The sequence below is a fragment of the Streptomyces sp. NPDC014891 genome (genome assembly GCF_043081085.1).
Taxonomy (GTDB): domain Bacteria; phylum Actinomycetota; class Actinomycetes; order Streptomycetales; family Streptomycetaceae; genus Streptomyces.
The window spans coordinates 60,575-77,668 of the sequence record NZ_JBIBWF010000005.1 but is presented as its reverse complement, the minus strand read 5'-3'; the positions used below and the strand labels follow the sequence as shown (position 1 = coordinate 77,668).

Sequence of the window (17,094 nt, the reverse complement as noted above, 5' to 3'; positions counted from 1 at the left end):
GAACGGCTCAAGGCAACGCATGCCCCAGCACACCTCCGGGTCTGACCGCGCTGCGGTGCCCCCAGCAGCCCGGGGCACCGTGCGACCACCCGCACCGACCTCACTCGACGAACTGTGGCGGTCGTACAAGGACACGGGCGACGAGCGGCTGAGGGAACAGCTGATCCTGCACTACTCGCCCCTCGTCAAATACGTCGCGGGACGCGTCAGCGTCGGGCTCCCGTCCAACGTGGAACAGGCCGACTTCGTCTCCTCCGGCGTCTTCGGCCTCATCGACGCCATCGAGAAGTTCGACGTCGAGCGCGCGATCAAGTTCGAGACGTACGCCATCACCCGGATCCGCGGCGCCATGATCGACGAACTCCGCGCCCTCGACTGGATCCCGCGCTCCGTCCGCCAGAAGGCCCGCAACGTCGAGCGCGCGTACGCCACCCTCGAAGCCCAGCTCCGGCGCACCCCCTCCGAGACCGAGGTCGCCGCGGAGATGGACATCACGCTGGAGGAACTGCACGCGGTTTTCAGTCAGTTGTCCCTGGCGAACGTCGTCGCCCTCGAAGAGCTGCTGCACGTCGGCGGCGAAGGCGGCGACCGGCTCTCCCTGATGGACACCCTGGAGGACACCGCCGCGGACGACCCCGTCGAGGTCGCCGAGGACCGGGAGCTGCGCCGGCTGCTCGCCCGTGCCATCAACACGCTCCCCGAGCGGGAGAAGACCGTCGTCACGCTCTACTACTACGAGGGCCTCACCCTGGCCGAGATCGGCCACGTCCTCGGCGTCACCGAGAGCCGCGTCAGCCAGATCCACACCAAGTCCGTCCTCCAGCTCCGGGCCAAGCTGGCCGACGTCGGACGCTGACCGGAGGCGAGCCGGTCGTACAGTGGAGCCGTGCCCAGGATTCGAGCGGCCTCCGTGGCCGAGCACCGGACGATGCAGCGCGGCGCCCTCCTGGACGCCGCGCGTTCCCTGCTGTCCGAGGGCGGGACGGAGGCGCTGACCTTCCCCGCACTCGCCGAGCGCACGGGCCTCGCCCGGTCCTCGGTGTACGAGTACTTCCGATCGCGCGCGGCCGTCGTCGAGGAACTGTGCGCCGTCGACTTCCCCGTCTGGGCCGCCGAGGTCGAGCTCGCCATGGACGGCGCGGACACCCCGCAGGGCAAGGTCGAGGCCTACGTCCGCAAGCAGCTGGAGCTGGTCGGGGACCGCCGCCACCGCGCGGTCGTCGCCATCTCGGCCAGTGAGCTCGACGACGGCGCCCGCGAGAAGATCCGCGCGGCCCACGGCGGCCTCGTCGCCATGATCGTCGAAGCCCTCGCGGCGCTGGGCCAGCCGCAGCCCCGGCTGGGAGCCATGCTGCTCCAGGGCGTCGTCGACGCCGCGGTCCGCCGCATCGAGCTCGGCGCGGCCGAGGACCCCGCCGAGGTCGCCGAGGCGGCGGTCACCATGGCCCTCCACGGAGTCAACGGCACCGCCTCCTGACCGCTCGGGACGGGCCCTCCCCGCTCAGGGACGGGCCCTCACCGTTCAGCGACGGGCCCTCACCGTTCAGCGACGGGCCCTCACCGTTCAGCGACGGGCCCCTCACCGCCCCGGCCCGGCCCGGTCGCCCCCGACCGGCAGCAGTCGGGACGGCCCCCGCGGGACCAGGACCAAGGGGTTCAGATACCAGTCGCCTCTCAGCAGGCCCCAGTGCAGGCAGGACTCCGGACAGTGCGTGCCCGGCGCGACCCGGGCGATCGCCGTACCCGCCGGGACCCGCGTACCGGCCGCCACCAGCGGCTCCACCGGCGAGAAGGTGGTGCGCAGCGGGGGAGTGCCCGAGCCCGGCAGCGTCAGCGTGACGACCCCGCGCCCGCCGACCGGCCCCGCGAAGGTCACCGTGCCGGCGGCGGGGGCCACCACCGGGGTGCCCGGCGCCGCCGCCAGGTCGACGCCGCGATGACCGGCCGCGTACGGACCCGGCGGCGGCTGCCAGCCGCGGACGATCTCCGCGGGCGGGCCCACCGGCCACACCAGGCCGAGGAACAGGATCAGTGCCGTGAGGTGCATGGGAGAACGCTCCCCCGCGCCCCGGCCCCGCGGCGGAGCCGGGCGGCATCTGTGGACCGGCGCCCGGATGTGGACAGCGCCGTCACCCGCTGCTCCCGGGGTCCCGTACACTTCCTATGGCGACCCGGGTCACCGGGTCGACTTCGCACGCCCCGCCACTGCCGTCACCGGCCGTGGCAGCGCCTTTCGGTCCCTCGCGGGCATGGCGCGCCGGGGCGTCAGGAACATAACCGAGAAAACCCAAGGAGATACGGCCATGGCCGTCGTCACGATGCGGGAGCTGCTGGAGAGCGGCGTCCACTTCGGTCACCAGACCCGTCGCTGGAACCCGAAGATGAAGCGCTTCATCTTCACCGAGCGCAACGGCATCTACATCATCGACCTGCTCCAGTCGCTGTCGTACATCGACCGCGCCTACGAGTTCGTCAAGGAGACCGTCGCGCACGGCGGCTCCATCATGTTCGTCGGTACGAAGAAGCAGGCCCAGGAGGCCATCGCCGAGCAGGCGACGCGTGTCGGCATGCCGTACGTCAACCAGCGTTGGCTCGGTGGCATGCTCACCAACTTCTCCACCGTCTACAAGCGTCTGCAGCGCCTCAAGGAGCTCGAGCAGATCGACTTCGAGGACGTGGCCGCCTCCGGCCTCACCAAGAAGGAGCTCCTGGTCCTCTCCCGCGAGAAGGCCAAGCTGGAGAAGACCCTCGGTGGTATCCGCGAGATGCAGAAGGTGCCGAGCGCCGTCTGGATCGTCGACACCAAGAAGGAGCACATCGCCGTCGGTGAGGCGCGCAAGCTCCACATCCCGGTCGTCGCGATCCTCGACACCAACTGCGACCCCGACGAGGTCGACTACAAGATCCCGGGCAACGACGACGCGATCCGCTCCGTCACCCTGCTCACCCGCGTGATCGCCGACGCCGTCGCCGAGGGCCTCATCGCCCGCTCCGGCGCCGCGACCGGCGACTCGAAGCCGGGCGAGAAGGCCCAGGGCGAGCCGCTCGCCGAGTGGGAGCGCGACCTGCTCGAGGGTGAGAAGAAGGCCGACGAGGCTCCCGCCGCCGCCGAGGCCCCCGCCGCCGAGGCCGCTCCGGCCGAGGCCGCCGCCGAGGCTCCGGCCGCGGACGCCGAGCAGGCCTGACCCTTCAGGACCTTCGGGTGACGACGGCGGGGGCCCACGAAGCCCCCGCCGTCCACCCGTGGACCCGCCCGATCTTTCAGACTTCGAGAGAGAAACAGACTCATGGCGAACTACACCGCCGCTGACGTCAAGAAGCTCCGCGAGCTCACCGGCGCCGGCATGATGGACTGCAAGAAGGCCCTCGACGAGGCCGACGGCAACGTCGACAAGGCCGTCGAGGCCCTGCGCATCAAGGGCCAGAAGGGTGTCGCCAAGCGTGAGGGCCGCTCCGCCGAGAACGGCGCCGTGGTCTCCCTCATCGCCGACGACAACACCTCCGGCGTCCTCGTCGAGCTGAAGTGCGAGACGGACTTCGTCGCCAAGGGCGACAAGTTCCAGGCCGTCGCCAACCAGCTGGCCGCGCACGTCGCCGCCACCGCCCCGGCCGACCTGGAGGCGCTGCTCGCCTCCGAGATCGAGGCCGGCAAGACCGTGCAGGCGTTCGTCGACGAGGCCAACGCCAACCTCGGCGAGAAGATCGTCCTGGACCGCTTCGCGCAGTACGCGGACGGCTTCGTCTTCGCGTACATGCACCGCACGATGCCGGACCTGCCGCCGCAGATCGGTGTCCTCGTCGAGTTCGACAAGGCCGACGCCGCCGTCGCCAAGGGTGTCGCCCAGCACATCGCCGCCTTCGCGCCGAAGTACCTCACCCGTGAGGACGTCCCGGCCGAGGTCGTCGAGACCGAGCGTCGCGTCGCCGAGGAGACCACCCGCGCCGAGGGCAAGCCCGAGGCCGCGCTCCCGAAGATCGTCGAGGGTCGCGTGAACGGCTTCTTCAAGGACGCGACGCTGCTCGGTCAGCCGTACGCCCTTGACAACAAGAAGTCCGTCCAGCAGATCCTGGACGAGGCCGGTGTCACCCTGAAGCGCTTCACCCGCATCAAGGTCGGCATCTGAGTCCGTACGCGAACGCGACGGACACCGGACCCCGGTAGGGTCTGAGGCAGTCGTCCGCGCACGCGCAGGACGACCGCAGATCTGACGAGGAGGCCATTGCCGTACGGGAAACCCGCGAGGACCCAAGGCAATGGCCTCCTTCGTATGTGCACGAGGAGATCTCCATGAACCAGGGCGCCGTACAGGGCGACGACAACAACGGCAAAAAGGCCGGCCGCTACATGCTGAAGCTGTCCGGAGAAGCCTTCTCCGGCGGTACCGGCCTGGGCGTCGACCCCGACGTCGTGCACGCCATCGCGCGTGAGATCGCGGCCGTCGTCCGCGACGGCGCGGAGATCGCGATCGTGATCGGCGGAGGCAACTTCTTCCGTGGCGCCGAACTCCAGCAGCGCGGCATGGACCGGGCCCGCTCCGACTACATGGGCATGCTCGGCACCGTGATGAACTGCCTCGCCCTCCAGGACTTCCTGGAGAAGGAGGGCATCGACTCCCGCGTCCAGACCGCCATCACCATGGGCCAGGTCGCCGAGCCGTACATCCCGCTGCGCGCCGTGCGCCACCTGGAGAAGGGCCGCGTGGTCATCTTCGGCGCGGGCATGGGCATGCCCTACTTCTCCACGGACACCACCGCCGCCCAGCGCGCCCTGGAGATCGACGCCGAGGCCCTCCTGATGGGCAAGAACGGCGTGGACGGCGTCTACGACTCCGACCCGAAGGCCAACCCCGACGCGGTCAAGTTCGACGCACTGGAGTACGGCGAGGTGATCTCCCGCGACCTCAAGGTCGCCGACGCCACCGCCATCACCCTGTGCCGGGACAACAACCTCCCGATCCTCGTCTTCGAACTGCTCACCGAGGGCAATATCGCGCGCGCGGTGAAGGGTGAGAAGATCGGCACGCTCGTGAGCGACCAGGGCACCCGGGCCTGACCCGAACCGGGGAACCGCCCCGCAAGGGGATGGACAGAGCCCTGCCGGTCGTACACCGTGCAGGACACAACGCGACGACACGCAGGAGCATGTGGTGATCGAAGAGACCCTCCTCGAGGCCGAGGAGAAGATGGAGAAGGCCGTCGTGGTCGCCAAGGAGGACTTCGCCGCGATCCGCACCGGCCGTGCGCACCCGGCGATGTTCAACAAGATCGTGGCGGACTACTACGGTGCCATCACCCCCATCAACCAGCTGGCGTCCTTCTCCGTCCCGGAGCCGCGGATGGCCGTGGTGACCCCGTTCGACAAGAGCGCGCTGCGCAACATCGAGCAGGCGATCCGGGACTCGGACCTCGGCGTCAACCCGAGCAACGACGGCAACATCATCCGGGTGGTGTTCCCCGAGCTGACCGAGGAGCGCCGCCGGGAGTACATCAAGGTCGCCAAGGGCAAGGCCGAGGACTCGAAGATCTCGATCCGCTCGGTCCGCCGCAAGGCCAAGGAGACCATCGACAAGCTCGTCAAGGACGGCGAGGTCGGCGAGGACGAGGGCCGCCGCGCCGAGAAGGAGCTCGACGACACCACCGCGAAGTACGTCACGCAGGTGGACGAGCTGCTCAAGCACAAGGAAGCCGAGCTGCTCGAGGTCTGATGAACGACTCTTCCTGGGGGGCCCCGGCCGGTTCCGGCCGTGGGGGACCCGACCAGGGGCCCGTCCCGGCGGGTCCCGCATACGATCGGCATCAGGCGGCGCAGACTCGGCCCATGCCCATCGTGCCCGACGTTCCCGCCGGCGGATTCCAGGACGATCACGGTCGGGGGGCCGCTCACCAGAGCGGTCCCCTGTTCCGCGACGAGACGCCGCACGAGCACCCGCAGGAGCCCATGCCCAGCCCCACCCCGCCTCCGCCGCCCGCGCCGCCGGCGCCACGGCAGAAGAAGAGCGCGGGGCGCAATCTGGGCGCGGCCATAGGGGTCGGGGTCGGCCTCGGGGCCGTCATCATCGCCTCGCTGTACGTCTGGGCCCCGGCGTTCGTCGGCGTGATAGCGGTCGCCGTCGTGGTCGGGCTCTGGGAGCTCACCTCCCGCCTCCAGGAGCGCAAGGGGATCAGGGCTCCACTCGTCCCGCTCGCGGTCGGCGGTGCCGCCATGGTCGTCGCCGGCTATGTCCGGGGGCCCGAGGGCGCCTGGGTGGCGATGGCGCTCACGGCGCTCGCGGTGCTCGTCTGGCGGATGACGGAGCCTCCCGAGGGCTATCTGAAGGACGTCACGGCGGGTGTCTTCGCGGCGTTCTACGTCCCGTTCCTGGCGACGTTCGTGGCGCTCATGCTCACCGCCGACGACGGTCCGCAGCGGGTGCTGACGTTCCTGCTGCTGACGGTGGTCAGCGACACGGGCGCGTACGCGATCGGCTGGCGCTTCGGCAAGCACAAGCTGGCGCCGAGGATCAGCCCCGGAAAGACCCGCGAGGGCCTGTTCGGGGCGGTGGGCTTCGCCATGGCGGCGGGTGCGCTGTGCATGCAGTTCATGATCGACGACGGCGCCTGGTGGCAGGGGCTGCTGATGGGCCTCGCCGTGGCGGTCAGCGCGACGCTCGGCGACCTCGGCGAGTCGATGATCAAGCGGGACCTCGGTATCAAGGACATGGGGACCCTGCTTCCGGGACACGGCGGGATCATGGACCGGCTGGACTCGCTGCTGCCCACGGCCCCGGTCGTGTGGCTGCTGTTCGTGGTCTTCGTCGGCTCCACCTGACCGGTACGCGCCGCGCACGGGCCCGTCACCCCTCCGGGGGCGGCGGGCCCTCGTGCGTGCGGGCCCGTGCGGCGTACGGACGGCGCCACCGAGCCGAAAGGTCCTCCTATGGGCAGAATGCGGTCATGGCATCCACGGCAGGCGCGGGTGGCGGACCCGCGGGCACGCGGCTCGTCCTGCTGACCCTCGCGGCGGGCCAGTTCCTCATGGCCCTCGACAGCTCCGTCATGAACGTGGCGATCGCGACCGTGGCCGAGGACGTGGGCACGACGGTGACCGGCATCCAGGGAGCCATCACCGCCTACACCCTGGTGATGGCGATGTTCATGATCCCCGGAGGCAAGATCGGGGTCCTGATCGGCCGCCGGCGCGCCTTCATGGTCGGCTGCGTGATCTACGGCTGCGGCTCGCTGACCACGGCGCTCGCCCCGAACCTCCCCGTCCTGCTCCTCGGCTGGTCGCTCCTCGAAGGCGTCGGGGCGGCGCTCATCCTGCCGTCGATCGTGGCGCTGGTGGCCGGCAACTTCCCTGCCGGACGCCGGGCCGCGGCGTACGGCATCGTGGCGGCCGCGGGAGCCGTGGCGATCGGGCTCGGCCCCCTCATCGGCGGAGTCGCCACGACCTACTTCTCCTGGCGCTGGGTCTTCGCCGGCGAGGTCCTCGTCGTCCTCGTCATCCTGCTGTTCGCCCGGCGCATCGCCGACACCACCGACCAGGAGCGCCCGCGCATCGACCTCCTCGGCGCCGTCCTGTCCGCCGCCGGGCTCGGGGTGTTCGTCTACGGCGTGCTGCGCTCGGACGAATGGGGCTGGGTCCGGCCGAAGGCGGACGCGCCCGCGTGGCTCGGGGTGTCGCTGACCGTGTGGCTGATGATGGCGGGCCTCCTCCTGCTGTACCTCTTCCTGCGCTGGGAGGCCCGGCTCGTCGAGCGGGGCGGGGAACCGCTGGTCCACCCGGCCATGCTGCGGAACAGGCAGCTCACCGGTGGTCTGACGATGTTCTTCTTCCAGTACCTCGTGCAGATGGGCGTCTTCTTCGTCGTCCCGCTCTACCTCTCCGTGGCCCTCGGCCTCTCGGCGCTGCAGACGGGTGCGCGGATCCTGCCGCTCTCGCTGACGCTGCTGGCCGCCGCGGTCCTGATCCCCCGGTTCCTCCCCGCCGTGTCCCCGCGCCGGGTGGTACGCACCGGGGTGCTCGCGCTGCTGGCCGGCGCGGTCGCCCTGATGGCCGCGCTGGACGCGGACGCCGGGGCGGAGATCGTCACGGTCCCGCTGCTCCTGATCGGCTTCGGGATGGGCGCCCTGGCCTCCCAGCTCGGCTCGGTCACGGTCTCCGCGGTCCCGGACCGGGAGAGCGCGGAGGTCGGCGGCATCCAGAACGCCGTCACCAACCTCGGCTCCTCGATGGGTACGGCGCTGGCCGGCTCGCTGATGATCGCGGCGCTCACCTCCTCGTTCCTGACCGCCGTGGAGCGCAACGACGCGATCCCGGCCGAGGTGAGGAGCCAGGCCGCCGTCGAGCTCCAGAGCGGCGTCCCGTTCCTCTCGGACGCCCAGCTGACGACGGCCCTCGACGAGGCGGGCACCGGCGAGGAGGTCACCGCGGCAGCCCTGGAGGCCAACGAGACCGCCCGCCTGGACGGCCTGAAGGCGGCCCTGGCGATCCTGGCGGGAGCGTCGGTGGTCGCCCTCTTCTTCACCCACCGCATCCCCAGGACCCAACCCGGTGCACCGGCGCCCTGACCCGACGCGCCGGGGTCCGGATCACCCGGACCGGAAGCGGCCGCGGGCCCGGACGAGGAGTACCGGCCCCGGGGCCCGGCCTACCGGCCCATGGCCTCCGTGACGGCGTCCACGATCGGCATCCAGACGTCGCGCTTGTCCTCGAACGTCGTGGCGCCCTCCCTCTTCTTGCCGGAGAACCTGTGGGGCACCCACTCGCTCGTGAGGTGGATCATCGGGCCGTCGAGCGACACGACACCGGCTTTCTGGAGCGCCGAGATCACGCGCTTGAATTCCCCTCCCTTGATGGACTGACGCCCCTCCAGCTTCTTGTCGAAGACCGCGGGGGTTCCCTTGTGCCCGTGGTTCCTGAGGAGGTTCATCAGCATCTTCACGAACCTGATCGCACGTTCGTTCGGCTCCGCGGACGGAAGCTCCATGGTCTTCTGATAGGGGAACCACGGGTAGCCGATCTGCCGGCCCGGAGGAATGGACACCTCGAAGCTGTCGACGGGCGGGTTCCCCGCCAGCTGGGCATTGCACAGCAGGCCGCCCGTCAGCTCGAACGTGACACTCGTGCTGCCGTCCTGAAGGTCGTCCGAGCCCACGACGTTCGGGCGAAGGGAGACCTGCACGCTGTCGCCCGAGACGCGGAGATCACGGCAGCGGATGAAGCAGTCGGGGCCGAAATTCGCCGAGCCGGAGCTGGGATTCACGGTGACCAGGCCGGGGAAGGTCAGCGAGAGGGATGCGAGCGGGCCCTTCAGGTCGACTGTTCCCTCCTTGTCGAGGACGACGTCGACGCGGATGCTGTTCCGGCTTCCGCTGTTCTCCCACAGCGTGAGCTCGCCTTCCATGTGCAGAGTGTCGCCAGGGGGATCGGAGGCGGCCGGGGGTTCCCCGCCCGAAATGCTGACCGATACTTCGACATTGTGGCGCTCGGACGCCATGAGGGATGCGTGAAGCGCGGCGAACTGCCACTCGTCGACGACGAGTTCGTCTTCCTTCGCGGAGATGAACTCGAAGAGGAGCCCGGTCGCGAGACCCACGGGCTGAAGGTCCTCTCGAATCTCGATCCGGTCGAATCTCTCGGCTGCGACATAGGCCGAGAACACCGGATTGGCCCACCGGTTCTCGCTTCGGAACGGATGGTCGTCGATGAACTCGCGAATCTTGTTCCGGTACTCGGCCTTCAGCGGGTCCGGACACCACGAGAGATCGGGAGCCTTCGAGTTCAGCAGGTGGTGCGCGAGCCAGTCGATCTGCTCGCCGGGCGTGTACGCCCTGCTCGGTGCGAGGCCGAGCTGTTCTGCGAGTTTCCGCGTCTTCTCCTGTTCGCGCTTCAGGAGCTGCTCGATGATGTCGCCGAGCACCGTGATCCGCCGCTCGTTGCCCACCTCGGGCAGGAAGGAGTTCCGGATCTTGAGCAGATTCCCTTCGAGGAGGAGGGCGACGGCGTACAGGACCGGTGCGTAGCCGATGAAGGAGTCCGCCTGATTCCCCTCCACCGCGCCCGAAAGGGCCTTGAGTACGGTGTCCCGGGCCTCGATGTAGGTGTCGCTCTCCTTCGACTGCGCTTCCCCCACGTACAGGTCGATGTACGTCGCGCGCTGGTCGGCGTCGAAGTGTGAGATCTCGAACCAGTTCGCACTGTTTCCCGGAAAGTTCGCCCAGACGTCCTCCAGTACTCGCTCGCGACCGAAGAGCACCAGGGAATGTCTCTTCTCCGATGCGGCGAAGAGCGTCTGGATGTACTCGTACCACGAGGCGCCGGAAACCCTCATGCGTGCCTCGTCGAGGGCGTCGATGAGGATGAAGGACGTCGGACTCTCGGTGAGCCGGTGCAATCCGTCCGTGGTCGTCGTGTAGTCGCACAGGCGGGCGCGTAAGGCGTCGCCGCTCACGGCCATGTCCTGGTCCAGCAGCCACAGGGGGGCCTGCTTGACCGCCGACACCTGCTCCGCGAGCCGGGACTTTCCGGTGGCGCCGCGCGCGGAGATGAGAGTGATCAGCGGGGCAGGGCTGGAATCGAGTATGTCGAGATTCGGCGGAATGAAGGTCTCGTGCGGTTGCGAGATGCGGAAAGCCCTGGATCCGTGCCCGGTGAAGTTTCCCTCCGGTAGGCGTTCCAGAAGGTCATCGAATGAAAGTGCGATACCCATGTGCGGCCCCTGACGTCGGCGCGTGGGCGCACACGCTAGCGCCTGGTCGGGCGCGGTGAGGGGGAATCCGCATTTCCCGTCGGCCTCGTCCCGGACGGGTGGAAGACACGACCGGAGACGCGCGTGGCGTGGGGCGCGAGAAGCCGGCGCTCAGGCCGCCTCGTACTCGTGGGCCCTGCCGCCTCGCCAGGTCACCCAGGCCGGGTCGTCGAGGAGGTCCTCGGCGTCCCGGAGGCCCGCGCGGCGGAGGAACTCGACCACGTCCTCGTCGCTGTGGGCGAGGCCGAGGATGGTGCCGCGCGCGGTGACGCGCCTTCCGCCGGAGGGGGAGGGCTGATGGACGACGATCGGGGCACTGTCCATACCTCCAGGATGCCCCCGGCCGACTCCGGGCCGCCCGGGGACGGCCCGCGGACGGCCCGGACGCCCCGGGACGACCGGCACCGGAGGCTCGGGCCCCTGGTTACCGCGTTCCGTCTGCGACACTGGGGGAACCATGCCCAAGCCCGGAGAACTCACTTTCGTCGCCCCCCGCGGAGCCAAGAAGCCGCCGCGGCACCTGGCCGACCTCACGCCCGCCGAGCGGAAGGAGGCCGTCGCCGCGATCGGTGAGAAGCCGTTCCGCGCCAAGCAGCTGTCCACCCACTACTTCGCGCGGTACGCGCACGATCCCGCCGAGTGGACCGACATCCCGGCCGCCTCGCGGGAGAAGCTGGCCGGGGAGCTGCTGCCCGATCTGATGTCCGTCGTCCGGCACATCTCGTGCGACGACGACACCACCCGCAAGACCCTGTGGCGGCTGCACGACGGCACGCTCGTCGAGTCGGTGCTCATGCGCTACCCGGACCGGGTGACCATGTGCATCTCCTCGCAGGCCGGCTGCGGGATGAACTGCCCGTTCTGCGCGACGGGGCAGGCCGGGCTCGACCGGAACCTGTCGACCGCCGAGATCGTGCACCAGATCGTGGACGGCATGCGGTCGCTGCGCGACGGGGAGGTGCCCGGGGGACCGGCGCGGCTCTCCAACATCGTGTTCATGGGCATGGGGGAGCCGCTCGCGAACTACAAGCGGGTCGTCGGAGCCATCCGGCGCCTCACCGACCCCGAGCCGGACGGCCTCGGGCTCTCGCAGCGCGGGATCACCGTGTCCACGGTGGGTCTGGTGCCCGCGATGCTGCGCTTCGCCGACGAGGGCTTCAAGTGCCGTCTCGCCGTCTCGCTGCACGCCCCGGACGACGAGCTCCGGGACACCCTGGTGCCCGTTAACACGCGCTGGAAGGTCCGCGAGGTCCTCGACGCGGCCTGGGAGTACGCGGAGAAGTCCGGCCGCCGGATCTCCATCGAGTACGCGCTCATCCGGGACATCAACGACCAGGCGTGGCGCGGCGACCTGCTGGGCCGACTGCTCAAGGGGCGCCGGGTCCACGTGAACCTGATCCCGCTGAACCCGACGCCGGGTTCGAAGTGGACGGCCTCGCGTCCGGAGGACGAGAAGGCCTTCGTCGAGGCCATCGCCCGCCACGGCGTGCCGGTGACCGTGCGGGACACCCGGGGCCAGGAGATCGACGGTGCCTGTGGACAGCTGGCGGCCGCCGAACGCTGACCTTGTACTCTGAGGTCGAACACATCTCCATATTCCGACAGGGGAGCGCCACAGCGCTGAGAGTGCGGTCACCGTAGGACCGCAGACCCTCTGAACCTTGCCCAGGTCATTCTGGGTAGGAAGTTCGGTCGTTAACTCAAGCTGTTGCGCCCTGCCCGCGTCCGGTCCGCCGGTCGTGGGCAGGGCCGCGTCTCTTCCTGGTCACACCCAGGAGGAATCTCAGTGAGCACCATTCCGGTGAGCATCAAGAAGGCCGCCGCCGCCGCGCTCGTCGCGGCGCTCGGCGTCACCACCCTCGCCGCCTGCGGCGCGGACGACGCCGGCAAGGCGTCCGGCCCGTCCGGCGCGCCCGCGCCCAAGACCGTGACCCTCGTGAGCCACGACTCGTTCAACGCCTCCAAGGAGGTGCTGGCCGCGTTCACCCGGCAGACCGGCTTCACCGTCAAGGTGCTGAAGAGCGGCGACGCCGGCGAGGCCGTCAACAAGGAGATCCTGACCAAGGGCTCCCCGCAGGGCGACGTCTTCTTCGGCGTCGACAACACGCTGCTGTCCCGCGCCCTCGACAACGGGATCTTCGTGCCGTACGCCGCGAAGGGCCTCGACGGTGTCCCGGCCGCGTACCGGCTCGACAAGGAGCAGCGGGTCACCCCGATCGACTCCGGCGACATCTGCGTCAACTACGACAAGAAGTACTTCGCCGACAAGAAGCTGGCGCCGCCGGTGACCTTCGACGACCTGGCGAAGCCCGCGTACCGGGACCTGCTCGTCGTCGAGAACCCCGAGCGCTCCTCCCCGGGCCTCGGCTTCCTCCTCGGCACGGCCGCGAAGTACGGCGACGACGGCTGGCAGGACTACTGGAAGAAGCTCAAGGCCAACGGCGTCAAGACCGTCGACAGCTGGGAGCTCGCCTACAACCAGGAGTTCTCCGGCTCCGCCGGCGGCAAGCAGGCCAAGGGCGACCGGCCGCTCGTCGTCTCGTACGCCTCCAGCCCGCCGGTCGAGGTGCTCTACGCCGAGCCGCAGCCGAAGACCGCCCCCACCGGGGTGTCCACTGGGACCTGCTTCCGGCAGACCGAGTTCGCGGGCCTGCTGAACGGCGCGAAGAACCCCGAGGGCGGCAAGGCCCTGATCGACTTCCTGATCTCCAAGAAGTTCCAGGAGGACATGCCGCTCCAGATGTTCGTCAACCCGGTGGCGAAGGACGCGGCCCTGCCCGAGCTGTTCACGAAGCACGGCGTCGTGATCGACAAGCCGGAGACCATGGCGCCCGAGAAGATCGCCGAGAAGCGTGACCCGTGGATCCAGCAGTGGTCGTCACTCGTTCTGAAGTAGTCCCCGACCGCCGGGGAAGCGCGGCGCGGCTCGGCCTGATGGCCCTGCCCGTCGCCTTCTTCGCGCTCTTCTTCGCCTGGCCCGTCGTCTCGATCGTCGAGCGCGGGCTCCGGGTCGACGGGCTGTGGCGGTTCGGCCGGTTCGGCGAGACGCTGAGCCGGCCGGAGATCCTCGACGTCCTGTGGTTCACGCTCTGGCAGGCGCTCGCCTCCACCGGTCTCACCCTGCTGATCGCGCTGCCCGGCGCGTACGTCTTCGCGCGCTTCGAGTTCCGCGGGAAGGTGCTGCTGCGCGCCGTCGTCACCGTGCCCTTCGTGATGCCGACCGTCATGGTCGGTACGGCCTTCCTGGCGCTCGTCGGGCGCGGCGGCCTCCTCGACGAGCTGTGGGGCGTACGGCTCGACACCACGGTCTGGGCCATCCTGATCGCCCATGTGTTCTTCAACTACGCCGTGGTCGTACGGACCGTCGGCGGACTGTGGGCGCAGTTGGACCCGCGGCAGGAGGAGGCGGCCCGGGTGCTCGGCGCGTCCCGCTGGCGGGCGTGGCGGACGGTGACCCTGCCGGCGCTGGCCCCCTCGGTGGCCGCGGCGGCGCTCATGGTCTTCCTGTTCACGGCGAGCTCCTTCGCCGTCGTGGAGATCCTCGGCGGCTCCACGTACTCCACCCTGGAGACGGAGATCTACCGGCAGACCGTCGTCCGCTTCGACCTGACCACGGCGGCCGTCCTCACGATGCTGCAGTTCGCCGCCGTCGGCGCCGTCCTCGCCGTGCACGCCCGGGCCGTCCGCCGACGGGAGACGGCGCTGCGGATGGTGGCGCCCGAGCAGACGTCGCGCCGGCCGCGGGGCGTCGGCCAGTGGGCGCTGTTCGCGGGCGTGCTGCTGTCGATCGTCCTGCTGGTCGTGCTGCCGCTCGGGGTGCTCGTCGAGCGTTCCTTCGCCACCTCCCACGGCTACGGGCTCGACTACTACCGGGCCCTCCAGACCCCGGACCCCTCCGGCACCTTCCTGGTGCCGCTGCTCGACACGATCGGGAACTCGCTGCGGTACGCGGTCGTCGCCACCCTGATCGCCCTCGTCGTCGGGGGGCTCGCCGCGGCCGCGCTGACCAGGCGCGCCGGGCGGCTCGTGCGGGGCTTCGACGCGCTGCTCATGCTGCCGCTGGGCGTGTCGGCCGTGACCGTCGGCTTCGGGTTCCTCATCACGCTGGACGAGCCGCCGCTCGACCTGCGGGCCAGCTGGATCCTCGTACCGCTCGCGCAGGCGCTGGTCGGCGTGCCCTTCGTCGTACGGATCATGCTGCCGGTGCTGCGGGCGGTGGACGAGCGGCTGCGGGAGGCCGCGGCCGTGCTCGGTGCCTCGCCGTGGCGGGCCTGGCGGGAGGTGGACCTGCCGCTGGTGCGGCGGGCCCTGCTGATCGCCGCCGGCTTCGCGTTCGCCGTCTCGCTGGGCGAGTTCGGCGCGACCGTCTTCATCGCCCGTCCCGACAGCCCGACGCTGCCGGTGGCGGTGGCCCGGCTCCTGGGCCGGCCCGGCGAACTCAACTACGGCCAGGCCATGGCCCTCTCGACGATCCTCATGGTGGTGTGCGCGGTGTCCCTGCTGCTCCTCGAACGGCTCCGGACCGAACGCACCTCGGGGGAGTTCTGATGCTGGTACTCGACGGGGCGACCGTGCGGTTCGGGGCGCGGGCCGCGCTCGACGGCGTGGACCTGGAGGTCGCCGACCACGAGATCGTGTCCGTGCTCGGGCCCAGCGGGAGCGGCAAGTCCACGCTGCTGCGGGCCGTCGCCGGGCTGCAGGCCCTCGACGGCGGGCGGGTGCTGCTGGGCGGCGCCGACCAGCGCGGGGTGCCGGTGCACCGGCGGGGCGTCGGCCTGATGTTCCAGGACCACCAGCTGTTCCCGCAGCGCGACGTCGGCGGCAACGTCGCCTTCGGCCTGCGGATGCGCGGGGCGGGCAGGGCGGAGCAGGCCGGGCGGGTGGCGGAGCTGCTCGACCTCGTCGGCCTGCCGGGCGCCGAGCGGCGGCCCGTCGCCGCTCTCTCCGGCGGTGAGCAGCAGCGGGTGGCGCTGGCCCGGGCCCTGGCGCCCAGCCCGCGGCTGCTGATGCTCGACGAGCCCCTCGGCCAGCTCGACCGGGGGCTGCGGGAGCGGCTCGTCGTGGAGCTGCGGCAGCTCTTCGGCCGGCTCGGCACGACGGTGCTCGCGGTGACGCACGACCAGGGAGAGGCCTTCGCGCTGGCCGACCGGGTGGTCGTGATGCGGGACGGGCGCATCGCCCAGTCGGGTGCGCCCGTCGAGGTGTGGTCGCGGCCGGCCTCGGAGTTCGTGGCCCGTTTCCTGGGCTTCGACAACGTGGTGGCGGCCCGGGTGACCGGTCCGGTCGCGGAGACGGCCTGGGGGAAGGTCCCGGTGCCGGACGGGTCGCCGCAGGGCGAGCGCCGTCTCCTGGTCAGGCCGGGCGGGGTGCGGCTGGTGCCCGCCGAGGAGCGGCCGGCCTGGACCGTCGAGTCCCGGACCTTCCGCGGGAGCCGGGTGGCCGTACGGCTGCGCCCGATGGAGGGGCCGCCGCTGGACGCGGAGCTGCCGCTGCGGGAGGTGCCGGAGGAGGGCGCCGCGGTGGGGGTGGAGTTCCGGGTGGAGGACGTGGTGGTGCTGGGGGACGACACCCCGTAGTGGTGCGATGACTTTCCCGGGGCCGTGGAGTCTCCTGGTTGTTCGTCCTGCTGTCGACCACCCGGGAGGTACCCCATGGGCCAGCTGCTCAGAGTCCAGAACTTCATGGTCTCGTCCGACGGATTCGGCACGGGGGAGGGGCAGAGCCTGGAGCGCCCCTTCGGGCACGCGGACCCCGGCGCGCTGTTCGCCTGGGCGGGTGCCACGGCGAGCTGGCCCAACCGCACCGATCCCGGGGGCAGCCGCGGTCTGGACGACTACTTCACCCGGGACTTCTCCCACCACATCGGCGCCGAGATCATGGGCCGCAACAAGTTCGGGCCCCAGCGCGGCCCGTGGCAGGACCACGAGTGGCAGGGCTGGTGGGGTGACGAGCCGCCGTTCCACACCCCGGTGTTCGTGATGACGCACCACCCGCGTCCGTCGTTCACGCTGTCCGACACGACGTTCCACTTCGTCGACGGCGACCCGGCGAGTGTGCTGGCGCGGGCGAAGGAGGCGGCGGACGGCAAGGACGTCCGGCTGGGCGGCGGGGCGACCGTCGTCCGCGCGTTCCTGGACGCGGGCCTCGTCGACACGCTGCACGTCGCGGTGGCGCCGGTGAAGCTCGGGGCGGGGGTACGTCTCTGGGAGTCGCCCGACGAGCTGCTCGACCGGTACCACCGCGACGTCGTGCCCAGTCCGGGCGGCGCGGTCACGCATCACCTGTTCTGGCGGAAGTGAGGCGCCCTCGCCGCCCGCCCTCGCCGTCCTCCCCGCCCTCGGGGGACGCCTCAGGGGGGTGCCGT

16 protein-coding genes and 1 riboswitch are annotated in these 17,094 nt (G+C 70.6%); of the genes, 13 read left to right on the top strand and 3 right to left on the bottom strand.

Annotated features, from left to right (window positions below):
• Positions 1–19: 19 nt before the first annotated feature.
• Both whiG and ACF09E_RS15665 read left to right on the top strand, forming a co-directional pair.
• Complete coding sequence (gene whiG / locus ACF09E_RS15670; protein WP_361849983.1) at positions 20–856, top strand: RNA polymerase sigma factor WhiG; 837 nt, start codon at positions 20–22, stop codon at positions 854–856.
• 72 nt (positions 857–928) lie between these two features.
• On the top strand, positions 929–1,477 hold the full coding sequence (locus ACF09E_RS15665; protein ID WP_361850026.1) for a helix-turn-helix domain-containing protein: 549 nt from the start codon (positions 929–931) through the stop codon (positions 1,475–1,477).
• A gap of 102 nt (positions 1,478–1,579) precedes the next feature.
• Here ACF09E_RS15665 and ACF09E_RS15660 read toward each other — a convergent pair whose 3' ends face one another.
• Positions 1,580–2,047: a murein hydrolase activator EnvC family protein gene (locus ACF09E_RS15660; protein WP_392205711.1), complete on the bottom strand. Its 468-nt coding sequence runs from the start codon at positions 2,045–2,047 to the stop codon at positions 1,580–1,582.
• Positions 2,048–2,303: 256 nt separating this feature from the next.
• Here ACF09E_RS15660 and rpsB point away from each other — a divergent pair, with 256 nt between their 5' ends.
• The 6 genes from rpsB to ACF09E_RS15630 all read left to right on the top strand — a co-directional run bounded on the left by rpsB (position 2,304) and on the right by ACF09E_RS15630 (position 8,550).
• Positions 2,304–3,185: a 30S ribosomal protein S2 gene (gene rpsB / locus ACF09E_RS15655; RefSeq protein WP_361849987.1), complete on the top strand. Its 882-nt coding sequence runs from the start codon at positions 2,304–2,306 to the stop codon at positions 3,183–3,185.
• Positions 3,186–3,287: 102 nt separating this feature from the next.
• Complete coding sequence (gene tsf / locus ACF09E_RS15650) at positions 3,288–4,124, top strand: translation elongation factor Ts (protein ID WP_148006367.1); 837 nt, start codon at positions 3,288–3,290, stop codon at positions 4,122–4,124.
• 164 nt (positions 4,125–4,288) lie between these two features.
• Positions 4,289–5,053 (top strand): UMP kinase, encoded by a 765-nt coding sequence (pyrH, locus tag ACF09E_RS15645; protein WP_015036487.1) that lies wholly within the window; start codon positions 4,289–4,291, stop codon positions 5,051–5,053.
• A 94-nt stretch (positions 5,054–5,147) separates the two neighbouring features.
• A complete protein-coding gene (gene frr, locus ACF09E_RS15640; RefSeq protein ID WP_148006369.1) occupies positions 5,148–5,705 on the top strand; it encodes a ribosome recycling factor in 558 nt (185 codons plus the stop codon).
• Positions 5,705–6,808, top strand: coding sequence for a phosphatidate cytidylyltransferase (locus ACF09E_RS15635; protein WP_392205710.1), 1,104 nt, complete (start codon positions 5,705–5,707; stop codon positions 6,806–6,808). The genes frr and ACF09E_RS15635 overlap by 1 nt, the downstream gene beginning before the upstream one ends.
• Before the next feature lie 125 nt (positions 6,809–6,933).
• A complete protein-coding gene (locus tag ACF09E_RS15630) occupies positions 6,934–8,550 on the top strand; it encodes an MFS transporter (protein ID WP_392205709.1) in 1,617 nt (538 codons plus the stop codon).
• Between the two features lie 80 nt (positions 8,551–8,630).
• Here the strand turns inward: ACF09E_RS15630 and ACF09E_RS15625 are convergent, their stop codons facing one another.
• A complete protein-coding gene (locus ACF09E_RS15625) occupies positions 8,631–10,691 on the bottom strand; it encodes a hypothetical protein (RefSeq protein ID WP_392205708.1) in 2,061 nt (686 codons plus the stop codon).
• 150 nt (positions 10,692–10,841) lie between these two features.
• The gene (locus ACF09E_RS15620; RefSeq protein WP_361849994.1) at positions 10,842–11,054 is read right to left on the bottom strand and encodes a hypothetical protein; all 213 of its coding nucleotides are present in this window, start codon (positions 11,052–11,054) and stop codon (positions 10,842–10,844) included.
• A gap of 133 nt (positions 11,055–11,187) precedes the next feature.
• On the opposite strand from ACF09E_RS15620, the gene rlmN reads away from it, so the two are divergent.
• The 5 genes from rlmN to ACF09E_RS15595 all read left to right on the top strand — a co-directional run bounded on the left by rlmN (position 11,188) and on the right by ACF09E_RS15595 (position 17,029).
• Positions 11,188–12,294: a 23S rRNA (adenine(2503)-C(2))-methyltransferase RlmN gene (rlmN, locus tag ACF09E_RS15615; protein WP_055598437.1), complete on the top strand. Its 1,107-nt coding sequence runs from the start codon at positions 11,188–11,190 to the stop codon at positions 12,292–12,294.
• Positions 12,295–12,323: 29 nt separating this feature from the next.
• Positions 12,324–12,434: riboswitch (TPP riboswitch) on the top strand.
• Between the two features lie 97 nt (positions 12,435–12,531).
• Positions 12,532–13,626, top strand: coding sequence for a thiamine ABC transporter substrate binding subunit (locus tag ACF09E_RS15610; RefSeq protein WP_392206108.1), 1,095 nt, complete (start codon positions 12,532–12,534; stop codon positions 13,624–13,626).
• A 38-nt stretch (positions 13,627–13,664) separates the two neighbouring features.
• Positions 13,665–15,278, top strand: coding sequence for an ABC transporter permease (locus ACF09E_RS15605; RefSeq protein WP_392205707.1), 1,614 nt, complete (start codon positions 13,665–13,667; stop codon positions 15,276–15,278).
• Complete coding sequence (locus ACF09E_RS15600; protein ID WP_392205706.1) at positions 15,278–16,306, top strand: ABC transporter ATP-binding protein; 1,029 nt, start codon at positions 15,278–15,280, stop codon at positions 16,304–16,306. The genes ACF09E_RS15605 and ACF09E_RS15600 overlap by 1 nt, the downstream gene beginning before the upstream one ends.
• 75 nt (positions 16,307–16,381) lie before the next feature.
• Positions 16,382–17,029 carry a dihydrofolate reductase family protein gene (locus ACF09E_RS15595; protein WP_392205705.1) on the top strand — a complete coding sequence of 216 codons (648 nt, stop codon included), beginning with the start codon at positions 16,382–16,384 and terminating at the stop codon, positions 17,027–17,029.
• The last annotated feature ends 65 nt before the right edge of the window (positions 17,030–17,094 follow it).

Excerpts from the sequence above, each read along its gene's own strand:
- whiG (WP_361849983.1), top strand. The coding sequence starts at position 20 with ATGCCCCAGCACACCTCCGGGTCTGACCGCGCTGCGGTGCCCCCAGCA.
- ACF09E_RS15665 (WP_361850026.1), top strand. The coding sequence starts at position 929 with ATGCAGCGCGGCGCCCTCCTGGACGCCGCGCGTTCCCTGCTGTCCGAG.
- ACF09E_RS15660 (WP_392205711.1), bottom strand. The coding sequence starts at position 2,047 with ATGCACCTCACGGCACTGATCCTGTTCCTCGGCCTGGTGTGGCCGGTG.
- rpsB (WP_361849987.1), top strand. The coding sequence starts at position 2,304 with ATGGCCGTCGTCACGATGCGGGAGCTGCTGGAGAGCGGCGTCCACTTC.
- tsf (WP_148006367.1), top strand. The coding sequence starts at position 3,288 with ATGGCGAACTACACCGCCGCTGACGTCAAGAAGCTCCGCGAGCTCACC.
- pyrH (WP_015036487.1), top strand. The coding sequence starts at position 4,289 with ATGAACCAGGGCGCCGTACAGGGCGACGACAACAACGGCAAAAAGGCC.
- ACF09E_RS15635 (WP_392205710.1), top strand. The coding sequence starts at position 5,705 with ATGAACGACTCTTCCTGGGGGGCCCCGGCCGGTTCCGGCCGTGGGGGA.
- ACF09E_RS15630 (WP_392205709.1), top strand. The coding sequence starts at position 6,934 with ATGGCATCCACGGCAGGCGCGGGTGGCGGACCCGCGGGCACGCGGCTC.
- ACF09E_RS15625 (WP_392205708.1), bottom strand. The coding sequence starts at position 10,691 with ATGGGTATCGCACTTTCATTCGATGACCTTCTGGAACGCCTACCGGAG.
- ACF09E_RS15620 (WP_361849994.1), bottom strand. The coding sequence starts at position 11,054 with ATGGACAGTGCCCCGATCGTCGTCCATCAGCCCTCCCCCTCCGGCGGA.
- rlmN (WP_055598437.1), top strand. The coding sequence starts at position 11,188 with ATGCCCAAGCCCGGAGAACTCACTTTCGTCGCCCCCCGCGGAGCCAAG.
- ACF09E_RS15605 (WP_392205707.1), top strand. The coding sequence starts at position 13,665 with ATGGCCCTGCCCGTCGCCTTCTTCGCGCTCTTCTTCGCCTGGCCCGTC.
- ACF09E_RS15600 (WP_392205706.1), top strand. The coding sequence starts at position 15,278 with ATGCTGGTACTCGACGGGGCGACCGTGCGGTTCGGGGCGCGGGCCGCG.
- ACF09E_RS15595 (WP_392205705.1), top strand. The coding sequence starts at position 16,382 with ATGGGCCAGCTGCTCAGAGTCCAGAACTTCATGGTCTCGTCCGACGGA.